This is a genomic window from Microbulbifer maximicatervae (SeqCode) (assembly GCF_056231245.1).
In genome coordinates this window covers 2,644,535-2,660,558 of sequence record NZ_CP174334.1, presented here as the reverse complement: position 1 = coordinate 2,660,558, position 16,024 = coordinate 2,644,535, and the positions used below count along the sequence as shown (strand labels likewise).

Annotated in this window: 11 protein-coding genes; 9 read left to right on the top strand and 2 right to left on the bottom strand. The window is 51.8% G+C overall.

Annotated elements, in window-relative coordinates:
* Positions 1–69 precede the first annotated feature (69 nt).
* Positions 70–1,017: a thioredoxin-disulfide reductase gene (trxB, locus tag ACJJIS_RS11450; protein WP_282933072.1), complete on the bottom strand. Its 948-nt coding sequence runs from the start codon at positions 1,015–1,017 to the stop codon at positions 70–72.
* Between the two features lie 410 nt (positions 1,018–1,427).
* Between trxB and ACJJIS_RS11445 the strand changes: the two genes are divergently transcribed.
* From ACJJIS_RS11445 to ACJJIS_RS11410, 8 genes are all read left to right on the top strand, one after another.
* Complete coding sequence (locus ACJJIS_RS11445) at positions 1,428–2,483, top strand: methyltransferase domain-containing protein (protein WP_282933071.1); 1,056 nt, start codon at positions 1,428–1,430, stop codon at positions 2,481–2,483.
* 226 nt (positions 2,484–2,709) lie between these two features.
* Positions 2,710–5,052 (top strand): DNA translocase FtsK, encoded by a 2,343-nt coding sequence (locus ACJJIS_RS11440; RefSeq protein ID WP_475708141.1) that lies wholly within the window; start codon positions 2,710–2,712, stop codon positions 5,050–5,052.
* 93 nt (positions 5,053–5,145) lie between these two features.
* Positions 5,146–5,757: an outer membrane lipoprotein periplasmic chaperone LolA gene (gene lolA / locus ACJJIS_RS11435; protein ID WP_282933069.1), complete on the top strand. Its 612-nt coding sequence runs from the start codon at positions 5,146–5,148 to the stop codon at positions 5,755–5,757.
* A complete protein-coding gene (locus tag ACJJIS_RS11430) occupies positions 5,750–7,093 on the top strand; it encodes a replication-associated recombination protein A (RefSeq protein ID WP_445361703.1) in 1,344 nt (447 codons plus the stop codon). Before lolA ends, ACJJIS_RS11430 begins: the two co-directional genes overlap by 8 nt.
* A gap of 19 nt (positions 7,094–7,112) precedes the next feature.
* The gene (gene crcB / locus ACJJIS_RS11425; RefSeq protein WP_282933067.1) at positions 7,113–7,487 is read left to right on the top strand and encodes a fluoride efflux transporter CrcB; all 375 of its coding nucleotides are present in this window, start codon (positions 7,113–7,115) and stop codon (positions 7,485–7,487) included.
* Between the two features lie 47 nt (positions 7,488–7,534).
* Complete coding sequence (gene serS / locus ACJJIS_RS11420; protein WP_445361704.1) at positions 7,535–8,818, top strand: serine--tRNA ligase; 1,284 nt, start codon at positions 7,535–7,537, stop codon at positions 8,816–8,818.
* A gap of 92 nt (positions 8,819–8,910) precedes the next feature.
* The gene (cysG, locus tag ACJJIS_RS11415) at positions 8,911–10,305 is read left to right on the top strand and encodes a siroheme synthase CysG (protein WP_445354045.1); all 1,395 of its coding nucleotides are present in this window, start codon (positions 8,911–8,913) and stop codon (positions 10,303–10,305) included.
* Between the two features lie 64 nt (positions 10,306–10,369).
* Positions 10,370–10,633, top strand: coding sequence for a hypothetical protein (locus ACJJIS_RS11410; RefSeq protein WP_282933064.1), 264 nt, complete (start codon positions 10,370–10,372; stop codon positions 10,631–10,633).
* 22 nt (positions 10,634–10,655) lie between these two features.
* Here the strand turns inward: ACJJIS_RS11410 and ACJJIS_RS11405 are convergent, their stop codons facing one another.
* On the bottom strand, positions 10,656–12,983 hold the full coding sequence (locus tag ACJJIS_RS11405; protein ID WP_475708140.1) for a penicillin acylase family protein: 2,328 nt from the start codon (positions 12,981–12,983) through the stop codon (positions 10,656–10,658).
* 325 nt (positions 12,984–13,308) lie between these two features.
* Between ACJJIS_RS11405 and ACJJIS_RS11400 the strand changes: the two genes are divergently transcribed.
* Positions 13,309–15,858, top strand: a complete 2,550-nt coding sequence (locus ACJJIS_RS11400) for a TonB-dependent receptor (protein ID WP_444928043.1) — start codon at positions 13,309–13,311, stop codon at positions 15,856–15,858.
* Positions 15,859–16,024: the final 166 nt, after the last annotated feature.

Below are 16,024 nucleotides of genomic sequence, written 5' to 3'. Positions count from 1 at the left end.
CTGCCACGATCTGACTCCTGTCGGTAGAGGGGGGATACCGGGCAGAAAAGCTCTGCCCGGGGATTTGACTTACTTCTCGGCGTCGAGGAAGCGCTCGGCGTCCAGGGCGGCCATACAGCCGGTACCCGCAGAAGTTACCGCCTGGCGGTAAATATGGTCGGATACGTCACCTGCGGCAAATACACCGGGAACAGAAGTCTGAGTGGCATTGCCGTTCAGGCCGCTCTCCACAATGAGGTAACCACCATTCATTTCAAGCTGGCCTTCAAAGATACCGGTATTCGGTTTGTGACCGATAGCAATAAATACACCGGAAACGTCCAGCTCTGTAGTGGTGTCGTCCTGGGTGTTGCGCAGGCGCAGCCCAGTTACACCGTTGTCGTCACCGAGCACTTCGTCCAGGGTGTTGTGCCAGCAGACATTGATATTGCCGTTTTCCACTTTATCCATCAGGCGGTCCTGAAGGATTTTTTCTGCGCGAAGCTCGTCGCGGCGGTGAATCAGGGTCACTTCACTGGCGATATTGGAGAGGTACAAGGCCTCTTCCACGGCGGTGTTGCCACCACCGACAACAGCAACTTTCTGGTCGCGATAGAAGAATCCGTCACAGGTCGCACAGGCGCTGACACCGCGTCCCTGGAAGGCTTCCTCAGAAGGTAGGCCCAGGTACTGAGCTGAGGCGCCAGTGGCGATAATCAGCGAGTCACAGGTGTAAGTTTCGTTGCCTTTCAAGGTGAAAGGGCGCTGTTTCAGATCAACAGATTCGATGTGATCGAAGATGATTTCTGTCTCGAAGCGCTCTGCGTGCTGCTGCATTTGCACCATCAGGTCCGGACCTTGAAGCTCCGGAATACCGCCCGGCCAGTTCTCGACTTCAGTGGTGGTGGTCAGCTGCCCACCCTGTTGCATACCCGTGATAACAACCGGGTTCAGGTTTGCCCGTGCAGCGTAGATAGCCGCGGTGTAGCCGGCAGGGCCTGAGCCGAGGATGATCAGTCGATGATGGTTATTGCTCATGAAGTACTCTTTAAAACTCTCAATTTGCGAAGTTTACCCAATGGGCTGGGAGTCGATATGCCCGTCCATTTTTTGATCAGGCGAGACTATTAAATTGGGCGATATAATAGGCGATATTTACCATTCGGCGAAATAGTTTGCCTTAATTTGTTCGATTGATCCTACCTATTCAACTCTCTTTGACCTTGCTAGAGCTTTGGCTCAAATCGGAGTTTGCGCCAAAGCTGGCCGTAAGAGCTGGAAAAATGTAAAAAAGTTCCAATCTGAGGTAACTGCTGCTGGCTTTGATAGGGGGAGAATGGAGTGTCACAAATTAGAATTACGGATTGTTAGATGTATTGAGTGTGTGAGCGTCATAGAGGCCAGTGACTTCGAGTAAGTGCCCAAACCCTAGTGGGTTGAGGATCGTTATGCGCTATAAAAGAAAGTTCATACCCTTAAACCTGAAGCGAGAGCAGTTGGGGCATCCTAAAACTTTTCTGACCCTTAGTGAGGAGGCCCAGGCTTTCGTAGCCGAAATTATCGACGATAGTTATTCGTTGCGTTTTTCCATTGATCTGGAGCCCGATGGCGATCACCGGGCGAGCTTACATGGCCCACCCCACCTGCTGGATCTATTTACCGCGCTTAACTTGCAAATACGCTGTGAAATTGTCTCTGATGGATATGGTGATACAGGAGGTGGGGCGGTTACTTGCGCGGGTGAGCCAGAAGAACTCGAGAAGTTTGCTATGGCGCTGGGCCTCAGCAATGGTTGTCGAGTTCTCGACTTGATGTGTGGCAGGGGAGTCCTGAGTAGCTACCTGCTTAAGTTTGCCAAAGCTCATGGGGTTATTATTCAATGTAGCTTGTGCGATTCCCACCCTTCGCAGCTTGAAAACCTTGACCCAAATATTCAATTGCTAGCTGCCGATATCACTATAGGTGACGGAAGAAACTTGCCATATCCCAGTGAATTATTTGATGCTGTGGCAATCAGAATGGGCCTGCACGAAGTGCCTTATAAAGATCAGCCCCTGGTTCTCCAGGAGTGTTATCGGGTTTTGAAGCCGGGAGGTCCGCTGTTGGTTTGGGACTTGATGCCGGCGTCTGCCGGGGTCCAAGATTTACTGTGTGCCCAAAAGCGAAAATTGTCAGCGCTGACACACCGTGAATCGTTGCTCTTGGATCGGTTCTTTTTGCGGGAAGACCAGTTGTTACAATTGCTCAGCGATGCAGGCTTTTCGCAAGCAGAGCGGGTATCCAGAACCTATTACCGAGATAGTACTCAAGACAAATTAAAAACAGAGTTGGGCGGGGATCAATACAAATTGGAAATTCTGAATAGTTACCTCCGCGAGAGAGTTACCCAGGCGATTATTGATGAGGTTTGCTGGGAGGATTCAGGGCAGGATATCTCGATGATGATTCCAAATTGCATCTATCGCACGTACAAACCGATAAATTTAGAAGAGAATACTGGCTAGGAAGCGCTCCAGGTTTTTCGATACTGCCGCCAAACAACAAAAAACTACTTGGCGTCAGGGATCGTAAGGCGCAATCTGAAAGCGTAGATTGTAAAATAGCCTGATTGAGTTGCTTTCTTCTGTAAGCAATACAGAATTTTGTCGGGCGGCATGGGGATTCAGGTCCCAGGTAGACATCGCCAAGTTCATGTGGACATAAAAAGTACAGCATTATTGAGGTAAGCCATTGAAGGCCGAAAGCGCAACTGAAAAAAGCCCTGCAGAGAGCAATGCATTGCCAGACTCATTGATCGCCCGACTCGTTCGCGAGGGGGCCCTGATCAGTTTGCTGGCTGGTGCCCTGTTGCTCGCCATTAGCCTGTTAAGCTTTAGCGCAGAAGATCCGGGCTGGTCGCAAACTGGCAGTACCCAACAAGTGCACAATGCCATTGGGCCAGCCGGTGCTTGGCTGGCAGATGTGTGTTTGTCTTTGCTCGGATGGATGGCTTACCTGTTCCCCTTGCTGATTGGTCTGCGGGCCTATCACATTCTTCGCGATCGCAATGCCCGCTTCCATTTGCCGCTATTTGCTTTGAGGATATTTGGCTTGCTGCTGGTTCTTGTCAGCGGGGCGGCAATGGCGACTCTTTGTTTTGATCCCGCAGAAAACCCATTGCCGTTTACCAACGGAGGCATCATCGGCAGTGCGATGGCGTCTGCCCTGGGTTCTAGCCTCGGCTATGTAGGGGCAACCATTTTACTGCTGGCGATATTTGCTATCGGTGTCACTGTTTTTACAGGTTTGTCGTGGCTCAAATTGGCAGAGGCAATCGGCAAGAATGTGCTCGGCTTTTTTGCCTTACTGGGCAGTTTCTATCAACGCTGGCGCCAAAAGCGCAATGAGCGGAGGGTGGCCAGAGAGGCGATTGTCGTGCGCAAGGCGGCTGTGGAGGAAGAGAAACAGCGAGTTGCCAAACGAATTCCCCCGAAGATTGAGCCCACTGCCCCCAAGCCGAAGCAGAGTCCTCGGGCAGCAAAGGAAAAACAGCGAGAGCTTTTCAAGAGTGGCCCGGTTACTGGAACCCTGCCGCCGTTGGGTCTACTCGATCCAGCAGATCAAAACAAGAAGGCCGGCTTCTCCCGGGAATCCCTGGAAGCGCTGTCACGCCTGTTGGAACTTAAGCTGAAAGACTTCGGCGTTGTTGCCGAAGTGGTATCTGTGCTGCCGGGACCGGTAGTAACCCGCTTTGAAATTCAGCCAGCTCCCGGTGTAAAGGTGAGCAAGATTTCCAATCTGGCAAAAGACCTGGCGCGCTCACTGGCGGTGATCAGTGTGCGTGTGGTCGAGGTAATCCCAGGCAAGTCGGTTGTGGGTATCGAAATCCCTAACGAAAATCGACAGATGGTACGCCTCAGTGAAGTGTTGTCGGCAGATGTCTACGATAATGCCAAATCGCCGCTGACTCTGGCGCTCGGTCACGATATTTCCGGTCAGCCGGTGGTGGCCGATCTGGCCAAGATGCCTCACTTGCTGGTAGCGGGTACCACCGGTTCGGGTAAATCCGTGGGTATCAACGTTATGTTGTTGAGCCTGCTGTACAAATCCACGCCCGATGAGGTCCGCCTGATTCTGGTGGACCCAAAAATGCTGGAGCTCTCGGTGTACGAGGGCATTCCGCATTTGTTGACCCCGGTCATCACCGATATGAACGATGCCGCCAATGGTTTGCGTTGGTGTGTTGGAGAAATGGAGCGCCGCTACAAGTTGATGGCAGCAATGGGGGTGAGAAACCTCGCAGGCTTTAACCGCAAAGTGAAAGAGGCGGAAGAGGCCGGGGAGCCGCTGATCGATCCTATCTGGCAGCCAGATCCCGCCTCCAGCGTGCCGGAAGATGAACAAACCGCACCGGCCCTGAAAGCACTGCCTGCCATTGTTGTCGTGATTGATGAATTTGCCGACATGATGATGATCGTCGGTAAAAAGGTCGAACAGCTGATCGCGCGAATCGCACAAAAAGCCCGTGCAGCTGGGATCCACTTACTGCTTGCAACCCAGCGTCCGTCGGTGGATGTTATTACCGGCTTGATTAAAGCTAACGTACCTACTCGAATCGGTTTTCAGGTTTCGTCCAAGGTGGATTCCCGCACAATCCTCGACCAGGGCGGTGCGGAGCAGCTGCTCGGTCATGGTGACATGTTGTACTTACCGCCTGGAAGTGGTGTTCCTGTTCGTGTCCACGGCGCTTTTGTCGACGATCACGAAGTGCATAAAGTTGTCGCCGATTGGGGCCGTCGCGGTGAGCCTGATTATATCGATGGTATTGTCGACGATAGTAATAACAGTATCCCCGTGCCTGGATTACAGTCTGAAGGCGGTGAGGATGAAGATCCTGAAGCCGATGCGCTCTACGACGAAGCCGTAGCTTTCGTCACTAAATCCCGCAAGGCGTCAATTTCCTCTGTGCAGCGTCAGCTGCGGATTGGTTACAATCGCGCGGCTCGAATTATTGACGCCATGGAGGCTGCCGGGGTGATATCTGCGGCGGGCCACAACGGCAATCGAGAGGTGCTGGCACCGCCGCCAGCCTGATAGGAGTTTGGCCCTTGGAGCAGTGGCGGGTTAAGCCTCCGTTCACTTAGTCGGGGTTAATCTTTAAGGAAATCAATACGTTGGGACTCCACTATGAAAAGAATTCTGCAGGGTCTGCTGCTTTCAATCAGTGTTACCGCCAGCGCGGCCTGGGCTGATGCCACCGATGACCTGAGCGATTTACTCAAGCCGTTGGAAGCGATTTCGGGTAATTTCAAACAGACATTGATCGACGAGCGTGGCGAGGTCACACAAAAGAGCAATGGTAGCTTCTCTGTGCAGCGCCCGGGCAAATTGCGCTGGAAAACCGGTGAGCCTTATCCCCAGTTACTGGTGACAAACAACAAGACACTCTGGCTGTACGATCCGGATCTGGAGCAGGTGACAGTTCGCCCAGTGGATGCCCGTATTAAGGATACCCCAGCCCTATTGCTGGGGGGCAAAGTAGAGGAAATACGGGGCTCGTTTAATGTGAGCCAGAAAGAAGGGGTTTATCACCTGACCCCCAAGAACCCCTCGGCCCCTTTTAAAGCCATGGAAATTCGATTTGCCAAAAATGGCTTGCCGTCGGCAATGACCGTGCGCGATGGTATGGGACAAACCACTGAAATTCAGTTCAGTGGTATGGAGGCGAATCCAAAACTATCCGCTTCTATATTTGATTTTAAGCCCCCGGCCGGTACTGACATTATTAAAGATGAGTGATCTGTTCGATACTCCCAAAACCCACCAACCCCTCGCGGCCCGTATGCGGCCGAATTCCCTGGCCCACTATGTGGGCCAGTCGCATTTATTGGGGGAGGGCAAACCTCTGCGGGAGGCCGTAGAGCGCGGCCAACTGCACTCAATGATTTTGTGGGGCCCACCCGGTGTTGGCAAAACCACTTTTGCGCGGTTGCTAGCTGAAGAGTGCGATGCTCGATTTGCCACTCTGTCTGCGGTACTCGCCGGAGTGAAAGATATTCGCCAGGCGGTGGCCGAAGCTGAACAGCACCGGATACAGTCGGGCCGACACACTATTTTATTTGTCGATGAAGTGCATCGATTTAATAAGGCTCAGCAGGATGCCTTCCTTCCCTACGTGGAGGAGGGCACTGTGACTTTTGTCGGGGCGACTACGGAAAACCCGGCTTTTGAGTTGAACAATGCACTTCTGTCCCGGTGTCGCGTCTATCTTTTGCGCAGCATTCCTGAAGAGGAGTTATTGGGGTTGCTGCGCTACGCCCTGCAAACCGACCAGCAGTTGCGCGAGCGGAGCGTCAACATTCCCGAGGAAGTGTTGGGCAAGATTGCTAGGGCTGCCGATGGAGATGCCCGCAGTGCTTTGAACTTGCTGGAAGTGGCCTGCGATCTGGCCAAAGAGGAGGCCGGGCGACTGATTGTCGATGAAGACGTGCTCGCCGAGGTGCTCAGTGCCGATGTTCGCCGTTTTGATAAAGGCGGCGATTATTTTTACGATCAAATTTCCGCCATGCATAAATCAGTGCGGGGGTCTGACCCGGATGCGGCGCTCTACTGGTTTGTGCGGATGCTGGATGGAGGCTGCGACCCGTTATATATCGCTCGCCGTGTCGTGCGTATGGCTAGTGAAGATATCGGCAATGCGGACCCGAGGGCTTTGCAGTTGTCGCTGAATGCCTGGGATGTGCAGGAGCGCCTGGGGAGTCCCGAGGGCGAGTTGGCAATTGCCCAAGCCATTACTTACCTGGCGGTTGCGGCAAAAAGCAATGCAGTTTACTCCGCTTACAATCGTGCCGTGGCGGATGTTCGTCGCGAGCCCAGTTATGAAGTGCCAGTGCATTTGCGCAATGCCCCTACCAAACTGGCAAAAAGCCTGTCCCACGGTGCGGAGTATCGCTACGCCCACGACGAACCCGATGCTTTTGCTGCGGGAGAGAATTACTTCCCCGAAGAGATTGCTGAGCGCGAGTACTACCAGCCGGTTCCCCGAGGGTTGGAGTTAAAAATTTCAGAAAAATTGCAGACTCTGCGCCGACTAAATCGCGAGAGTGACAAGCAGCGTTACAGAAACTCTAAATAGATAGAAAGGAAGCAGCTAAATGCAGTGGCTGGCAGTCGCCTTGGGCGGCGCACTTGGGGCAGTTCTTCGCCACCTGGTGAGTATCTGGAGCTTTCCGGTATTTGAGGGCCGGTTTCCGCTAGGAACCATCATTGTCAATTTAACAGGCTCTTTTTTGATCGGTATTGTTTATGTACTGATCGCTCACCGCGCCATGTTGGGGGAGGAATGGCGTCTTCTGTTGATGACCGGTATGTTCGGCGCACTGACAACCTTTTCCACTTTCTCCCTCGAAAGCCTGATACTGTGGCACAATGGCCAGCCGCTGGTGGCCCTTGGCTATATTGTCGGCAGCCTTGTTGGTTGTTTGTTGGCCACCGCTGCTGCTGTCGCTTTGGCGACACGGTATTTTTAATTTAACTTCTCTGTTGTAGGAGCCTGATAACAGGCGAACTGGAAACGATGCTCGATCCCAAACTGATTCGCACGGATATGGACCAGGTGGCCGCTGCCCTGAAAAAGCGCGGTGTAGAACTGGATACTGCCAAACTTGAAGCCCTTGAAGAACGCCGCAAAGAATTGCAGGTGCGCACCGAGAGTTTGCAAAACGAGCGCAATAGCAAGTCGAAAAATATCGGCCGTGCCAAGGCGAATGGTGAAGATATTGCTCCGCTTTTGAAAGAAGTGGAGTCCCTCGGTGGTGAGTTGCAAGATGCCAAACATGCACTGACAGAATTGCAGGGAGAGTTGGATGCAATCTTGTCTGCGATTCCCAACTTGCCGGATGCCTCAGTGCCTGAAGGCGAGAGTGAAGACGATAATGTAGAGGTTCGCCGCTGGGGCCAGCCGCGTACTTTTGACTTTGAAGTTAAAGACCACGTAGACCTGGGCACACACCTTGGTGGCCTCGACTTCGAGATGGCAGTGAAGCTCACCGGCTCCCGCTTTGCGGTAATGAGCGGTGATGTTGCGCGTCTGCATCGCGCGTTGGCACAGTTTATGCTGGATACTCACACCGAAGAGCATGGTTACCAGGAAACCAATGTGCCGGTTGTTGTGAATGCTGATTCCCTGTACGGCACTTCCCAGCTGCCTAAATTTGAGGAAGACCTGTTTAAGCTCGAAGATGATCGTAGTTTCTACCTGATCCCGACTGCGGAAGTGCCCCTCACCAATATGTATCGCGATCATATTGTTGAAGACAGTGCTAGCCTGCCGCATAAATTGGTTGCTCACACTACCTGCTTCCGCTCTGAAGCTGGCTCTCACGGCCGCGACACTCGTGGCATGATTCGCCAGCACCAGTTTGAAAAGGTAGAACTGGTTTGGGTGGCGCGCCCGGATCAGTCTGAAGAGGCATTGGAAACCCTGACGCAAAATGCGGAGACCATTTTGCAGAAGCTGAACCTGCCATACCGCACAGTGATTCTCTGCGGTGGCGATATCGGTTTCTCTGCTCGAAAGACATACGATATTGAAGTTTGGATTCCGTCCCAGGATAAGTACCGCGAGATATCCTCTTGCTCCCTGGTAGGTGACTTCCAGGCGCGCCGAATGAAGGCACGCTGGCGCAACCCGGAAACCAATAAGCCCGAATTGGTGCATACACTGAATGGCTCCGGCCTTGCCGTGGGTCGTACCCTCATCGCTGTTCTGGAAAATTACCAGCGCGAGGATGGCAGTATTGAGGTGCCGGAAGTATTGCGGCCCTATATGCGAGGCCAGGAAGTGATCTCAGCTTCCTGAGCGTAGCACTCCAAAAGGGCGAGCGTAGAGTTCGCCCTTTTTTGTTTGTAGTAATGAGTTTCACTTTGCCCGCTATTTGATGGAATAAGAAGTTGCGTTATTTACCCCTCGCATTTGATGTCAAAGATCATCCCTGTTTGATTGTTGGAGGCGGCTCCATTGCCACCCGTAAAGCTCGCTTATTGCACAAAGCGGGTGCACGGATATTGGTGGTATCCCCGGAAATTACCGATGAGCTTCAGCAAATGGTGACTGATTCTGGTGGGGAATGGTTTCAATCAGTTTATTCGAGCGAGTATTTACAGAAAGCGGGGCTGGTCGTTGCTGCATCTGATAGTGAGTCCGTGAATGCACAGGTTTCAGCCGATGCCCAGGCTCAGCGCCTACCTGTCAATGCGGTGGACGCGCCAGAGTTGTGCACGTTTACTTTCCCGGCCATTGTGGAGCGGGGAGATCTATCGATCGGCATCAGCAGTGGTGGCGCGGCTCCAGTACTGGCGCGCAGAATCAGGGCTCAGCTCGAAGCCCTGCTATCGCCGGGGCTGGGACCGCTGGTAACTTTGGCGGCAGGGATGCGCGATAGGGTTAAGGCAGCGCTTCCAGAGTCTCGGCGCAAGAATTTTTGGGAGTGGGTTTTTGCCGGCCCCGTTGCCAACCGCATGGAGGCCGGGCAACCAGCAGATGCCGAGCAGGCGCTGGTGGATGCGCTTCAAGACTGGCAGGGGAGCCCGAATCCGGTGGGTGAGGTTTACCTGGTAGGTGGAGGTCCGGGAGATCCAGACCTGCTGACTTTTCGCGCACTGCGCTTGATGCAGCAGGCGGATGTGGTGCTCTACGATCGGCTGGTTTCACCGGAAGTGATGGAGTTGGTGCGCCGGGATGCAGAGCGGATCTATGTGGGTAAGCGCAAGGCTTTCCACGCGGTGCCACAGGACGATATCAATCAGCTGTTGGTAGATTTGGCCAGCCAAGGTAAAAAAGTTTTGCGACTTAAGGGAGGCGATCCCTTTATTTTTGGTCGAGGCGGTGAGGAAATAGACAAGTTGTCAGAGGCGGGGATTCCCTTTCAGGTAGTGCCGGGAATCACTGCGGCCTCTGGTTGCGCCAGTTACGCTGGTATCCCACTGACTCACCGGGATCACGCTCAATCTGTGCGCTTTATTACCGGGCACCTGAAAGAGGGTGAGTTGGACCTCCCTTGGCAAGAACTTGCGGGCCCAGCACAAACCCTGGTTTTCTATATGGGGCTTACGGGGTTACAAACTATTTGTGCTGAATTGATTAAACACGGGCTCGATGCGAATACGCCGGCGGCCTTGGTTGAAAAGGGCACTACGCGAGACCAGCGAGTAGTTGTCGGTGACTTGAGCAGCTTGCCGGCCCTTGCTGAAAACAGTGAAGTTCGAGCGCCAACACTCACCATCATTGGTGGGGTAGTGAGCTTGCATGAAAAGCTTCAGTGGTATCAGCCAAATCGAGAAGATTAAGGCAGGGACCCAATGACGCCGAGAGTACCTATACTGAAAAGGTACTCTCAGAGTGGTGTTCAATATGCTGCTTGCATTTATTCGCTTTTATTGCACCAATGCTGTGCGCTTTTTTCTCCCACCGGTCCGTGAAATAGCAATTCCTGCACAGCTAGACAGTCACACCCGGCGCTACACCTACCACTACCAGCAAAAGAAGAGTTGGGTGAGAAACCTCTGGATTATATCGGCGGCACTGATGTTGTGCTTTCCAGTGCTGCCTTTCGTTGTGAGTCTTGCCTTCTTCACCACGTTTCTGTCTTTTGCAATTCTCGATGAGACTGCCTGACTTTAGCGTCCCTGCGGTACCTCTAATTTAACGTGAGTCGGTAGCGAGGCTCGCGTTCAATAAATGATGAAGTGTTTCCCTTTACCCAATCCTGATGGCCGTTGCCGAAAAATGGTGAGAGTGGATGAGCACTCTGACCTGTGGCCATATGGAAAATACCGTCTGCATCCCGGCCCGGTGAAACCACTAAGCGCTGGGATGCGCCATGAGTGGGAGACTGGAAGCGGGGCATATGGGTATCTCCAGCGAGAGGCTCCGCAGGCATTGCCAGGAACCAATTCAGCGGTGGTATTGCTTTGCCCAGTGGATGCTGGATCTTTGCCGTATTTTCAGCACCCCAGGATTGACGCTTAAGGGGTTGATTGCTGCGATTCATTTTTTCCAGTACTTGATCCAGAGCGGCGAGCTTTATCGCCTTCCAGGATTCAAAATCCGGGTTGAGAAGCTGTTTTGGCTCTTGCTGAGCCATTTCCCAAAGTGGGTATTCAAATTGGCGCTTGAGTTGGCCGAAAGAAAACTTAGGCTGATAGCGGCGCATGTAAGTCAAAATGGGCGCTGTCGTAAGCTCCATCAACTTCAGGCGATAGTTGCGAACGATGCGATAGCCTACGGAGTCGATGGCGGCTCGGCCTCCCCAATTTTGAATCTGTGTATATACCTCGCGGTAGTCTTGCTGATCTTCAAGTAAGGTGAGGAGGTGTTGCTGCCACCGCTCGAGAAAAACTGCCTGATCGTCGAGCTGGATATTTAAAAGGTCCTGCTCATTGAATTTTTCTTGAGCGAAAAGCCGTTCGCGAATTTGTTGCTGACGTGCGCCGAGCGCATAGCCGTGGTTGCCCATGAGTTTGAGATAGTCCCCATCAACGATACGAGCGTTGGCACTCCAGATTCGGCCGGACTCCGGGTTATACAGGCGGGGGTGCTCCTGGGGGCTTAAATAGCCGTCCCAATAGGCACTACCATCTGCCCAGCTGATTGATCGACTGCCATCAAACCCGACTCGCTTGGGAATAGCGCCAGCCACAGTCCAACCAATATTGCCGTTACTATCGCCAACCACTAGGTTCTGATGAGGGATGCCTATGGTGGGGCCAAGCTCCAGAGCTTCTTCGGCGGTGCGAACAACTTCCATATCAATCAAGTTCATATTGCCGCCCAGAGTGTCGTGAGCAACCCAGCGGAATGCGAGAGGAACGCCATCGTGGTTTGTACCGATAACGGGACCCCAGATAGTTGTGCGAACTTCTATGGTTTTTGGGTCGCTGCCTTTGACGGCGATAGATTCTGTTTCATAGGCAAAATTCCTCCAGCCTTCAGGCGTTTTATATTGATTGCCGTCTTCGCTGAGTTCCAGTGGAATCAGGTCACTCCAGTCGCCACCGGTGTTGGTAAATCCCCAGGCAACTAATTCGTTGCTTCCGGCAACCATAATTGGGCCGCCTGGAAGGGTTACGCCACGAACAAATCGGTTGGTGCCTGGTATGCTCCAGCCTGCTCGGAACCAGATATTGGGAACACTCAGCCCGAGGTGCATATCGTTGGCAAGAATGGCTCCACCGTGCGCTGTTAAATTACCGCCGACCACCCAGTTATTACTGCCGTAAATCTTGTCATCACTCTCCATCGCCTGATAAACGATAGTGTCCTGTTCATCTAAAAGTGCAGAAATCGGTGTTTCTGGGAGGCTAACCTTTTCTCGTGCTTCTCCAAATAGTGGTGCGTCCCACCGCCCGCCTTGGGGAAAATAGAAAGCGTAGAGATCTGCTGGAAGCAATTCGGCTAAAGCGGTGTCGCGAAGTTCATAACTACCGCGTTCACTTTGTAGCGTCAGGTACATGCTGTAGATAGTTAACAGGCTGTCGGCAGAATTCCAGGGGCGCGGTTCCTGACCCAATAACAAATACTCCCAGGGTTTTGCGGGAAGCTGGTTGAGGCCAAAATTAATACCGTTGATATATTGATCCAGAAGGGCCTTTTGTTCCGCCGGCATCGCAGCAATGTTTCGCTCTGCTCGCTGGCGAAATTGATGCAAACGTACCTTTTGATCGTGTTTTATAGTGGACGCGCCCAGTAATTCTGATAATTCCCCGGCAGAACTTCTCCGCAACAGATCCATTTGGAAAAAACGTTCCTGCGCGTGTAAAAAGCCCAATGCGAAGGCCGAACTGTTTCGGTTTTCAGAATGAATTAATGGCACTCCCTGTGAATCGCGCTCGATAACAACTGGGTCTTTTAATTTACCCGTGGTAATGGTTCCATCGAGAATAGGCAAGCTCTGTCGGAGCCAGATCCAGGAGCCAATTAAAAATATAATTATCAAACCCAATAGGCTGATAATTAGTGCTGTCATATACCGCTTGAGAAATGGAAATGTTGTCATTGTGGTGGCCGCAAAATCTCTGAGTTAATGTCGGTAGCACTTTATTGTGCAATTTTAATTTCACTCGCAAAGTTACTAAGCGATACAAGGAGTAACTTTTAGTGACAAAACCCAAGCTTTAAATTATAGGATTTTCCTGTCATTCACTGCTATTTCTCGAAGAACTGACTGGTCACAAGAAAAAAGTCATCGCAGGGTTTTCAATATGAAAACGCAACCGTAAGATGGCGTGCAATAACAAAAACAACAATAAATCGAAAACATCAGGCTGTATAACAATAAACGCGAGGACGCGATGATGCACGATGTTGGTAGAGATGTAACAAACCGTAGATTCAATCTTTCCATTCTTTCTGGAACCATTGCTTTCCTCACCGCTGTCGGCTCTCACGTTCACGCTGCGGAAATTGAGGAGGTTGTCGTTACTGCGCAGAAGCGAGCGGAAAACCTACAGGACGTACCTATCGCGATTTCCGCCTTCACCGGGGAAAATATAAAAGAAGCCGGTGTCAAAAATTTGACTGACTTGGGGAAATATACGCCGGGCGTGGAAATGCACAATGATACCGCCCTGCAACCAACGTACAGTATTCGCGGCGTGCAAACTAATGACTGGACCATAGGCTCTGATCCAGCAGTGGCGGTCTATGTGGATGGGGTTTATACCGGCCGCAGTGCAGGTGCCGAGATACCGCTGACCGATATTGAGAGGGTTGAAGTCCTCAAAGGGCCTCAGGGTACACTATTCGGTCGCAATGCCACCGGTGGTGCGATCCACATTATTACCACCAAACCGCAGGCGGATGATTCTACGGAATTAAATCTAACTGCCGGTAATTATGGGCGCCAGTCGTCGGATCTTTTGGTTAATCGCCAGATTAGTGACAACCTGTATGGCCGTTTTTCGGCGTCGACAAATCGTCGCGATCCATTTGCTGATAATTTAGCAAATGGATTCTCTGTAGGGGATCAGGATACTCAGACCTACCGCGCCTCTGTGTTGTGGGAGCCGGCGACGGATACTGAGGTGCTGTGGCGCGCCAATTACGGGATTATGGATCAAGGCAGCGCTTTGCGAACAACCATAGTGCCCAGCCTTAAAGATGAAACGGATGTTTTTGGCGACTACGCCCTGGATACCCCGACCATAGAGGATCGTGATTCCTTTGGCACATCACTGACAATTACCAAAGATTTCGATAATTTCACTTTTACTTCGATTACTGCCTACAGCGAATTCGATGCCCACCTGCAGCAGGATGAGGATGGTACCGCCAACCCGGACTATATGTTTGGGTCGGCAAATACTGATGATCAAAGCCAGTTCTCTCAAGAGTTCCGTCTCAATGGTGCTACAGATACTATCAAATGGACTCTGGGAGCTTCTTACTCCGAAGAAGAGGTGGATCACACCACTTATGCCAATTTCACTACCGGATCGGTGGAGTCCTTTGCCGTTTATGAAGGGGTAAAGGCTGCCTATCCGGACCTGACCCAAACCGAGCAAGAGGACTTAGCGGTTATCACCCGTGCGCAGCTACAGCAGGCAGGGTTGGAGGGAATTGCCAGCGCTTCCTTTGTCTATGACCTGATGCTGCAAACAGGCCAGGTGGATGCGTTACTCGCTCAGTTAGGCGCTGCTGGTATAACTGGCGATATGCTCTATGCGGAAGATGTAGTCGGACAGATGATGGCGGGCTTCAATCCCTGGATAGCCTCGGATGCACATTGGGGGGAGAGCGTTCGCAACACAGGTGATTACCGTTCCAGTGCTATTTACGGCGACATGACCTGGAGCCTTACCGATAAGATGGACCTGACTGTCGGTGCTCGTTATACCTACGATCAAAAAGATTTCACCATCCAGACGGCTTATGGCAACAGTATTCCTCTGTCACTGTCCGGCGGAGATGTGCGCTTGGTTGACGGAGATGGCAACGTAATCGGCACTGTAACCCTGCCTGAGGTCGATTTGGGGTCCCAGTTGTTTGGCATTGTGTTTTTCAACAATGGCCAGCCGGTTTTGGACTCCAAATTGAGTGATAGCTGGAGCGACCTTTCCGGTCGTATAGTGCTGGATTACCGCTGGAATGACGATGTGATGACCTATGTCTCCCTGGCGGATGGTTTTAAAGCCGGTGGATTCAATAGCCTGAACTTTGGTCCCGGGGTTGAGTCGTCTTTCGATCAGGAAGATGTCGTTAACCTGGAGGTTGGTCTTAAGAGCAGCCTGTTCGACAACCGAGTACGCTTGAATACCTCTATTTACACCTACGAATACAACAATTTGCAGGAGTTGGATCTGGTGGGTACTCCTATTCCTAGTTATAACCTGCGGAATTCGGATGCAGAGGGTACTGGGGCGGAGATCGAAGTGCAGTGGGCAGTAACAGAGAGCTTGTTTATTGCCGGTAATTACTCCTACCTGGATACAGAGTTTACTGACTACCAGATCATCGAAGCCATTGGTGAGACTGAAGAGGACTCGAAAGTAGGTCAGTCTCGGGTATCAACGCCAGAGAATAAATTCAACCTAATGGCTGAATACACAGTGGACCTTGCATCTGGCGGGGAGTTTATTTTCCGTGGCGATTATAACTGGACAGATGAGCGAATTGGTTCGATTACTGATCGGACACGTATCGTGGAAGACTATCAGTTGTTCAACCTGCGGGCGGCCTGGAACAGCCCTTCAGATAGTTATTCTTTAGCGCTCTGGATACAAAATTTGACGGATGAAGAAATTGCTGGCGGTTATGGTGGTACCGGTGCAGCCATTGGTGCCAGTCCCGCTTGGCGCTTTATGCCGAGAATGTACGGTGCGGATTTAACTGTCCGATTTTAATTAACCCATGGGTTAATACGGCACAGGGATGTGCTGTTGTCGACCTTGGGAGGGCATTTAAAGGCCACAAGAGTATTGTGGGATTATTTAGAGTCCCTTATTCCGGCAGTAGCCTATAAAAAACGTTTAGATTGAGAAAATTGCGTCTAAATTTTGAAAGAAATAT

Coding starts and splice junctions, on each gene's coding strand:
- lolA (WP_282933069.1), top strand. CDS start 5,146: ATGAAAAGAATTCTGCAGGGTCTGCTGCTTTCAATCAGTGTTACCGCC.
- serS (WP_445361704.1), top strand. CDS start 7,535: ATGCTCGATCCCAAACTGATTCGCACGGATATGGACCAGGTGGCCGCT.
- ACJJIS_RS11400 (WP_444928043.1), top strand. CDS start 13,309: ATGATGCACGATGTTGGTAGAGATGTAACAAACCGTAGATTCAATCTT.
- trxB (WP_282933072.1), bottom strand. CDS start 1,017: ATGAGCAATAACCATCATCGACTGATCATCCTCGGCTCAGGCCCTGCC.
- ACJJIS_RS11430 (WP_445361703.1), top strand. CDS start 5,750: ATGAGTGATCTGTTCGATACTCCCAAAACCCACCAACCCCTCGCGGCC.
- ACJJIS_RS11405 (WP_475708140.1), bottom strand. CDS start 12,983: ATGACAGCACTAATTATCAGCCTATTGGGTTTGATAATTATATTTTTA.
- crcB (WP_282933067.1), top strand. CDS start 7,113: ATGCAGTGGCTGGCAGTCGCCTTGGGCGGCGCACTTGGGGCAGTTCTT.
- ACJJIS_RS11445 (WP_282933071.1), top strand. CDS start 1,428: ATGCGCTATAAAAGAAAGTTCATACCCTTAAACCTGAAGCGAGAGCAG.
- ACJJIS_RS11410 (WP_282933064.1), top strand. CDS start 10,370: ATGCTGCTTGCATTTATTCGCTTTTATTGCACCAATGCTGTGCGCTTT.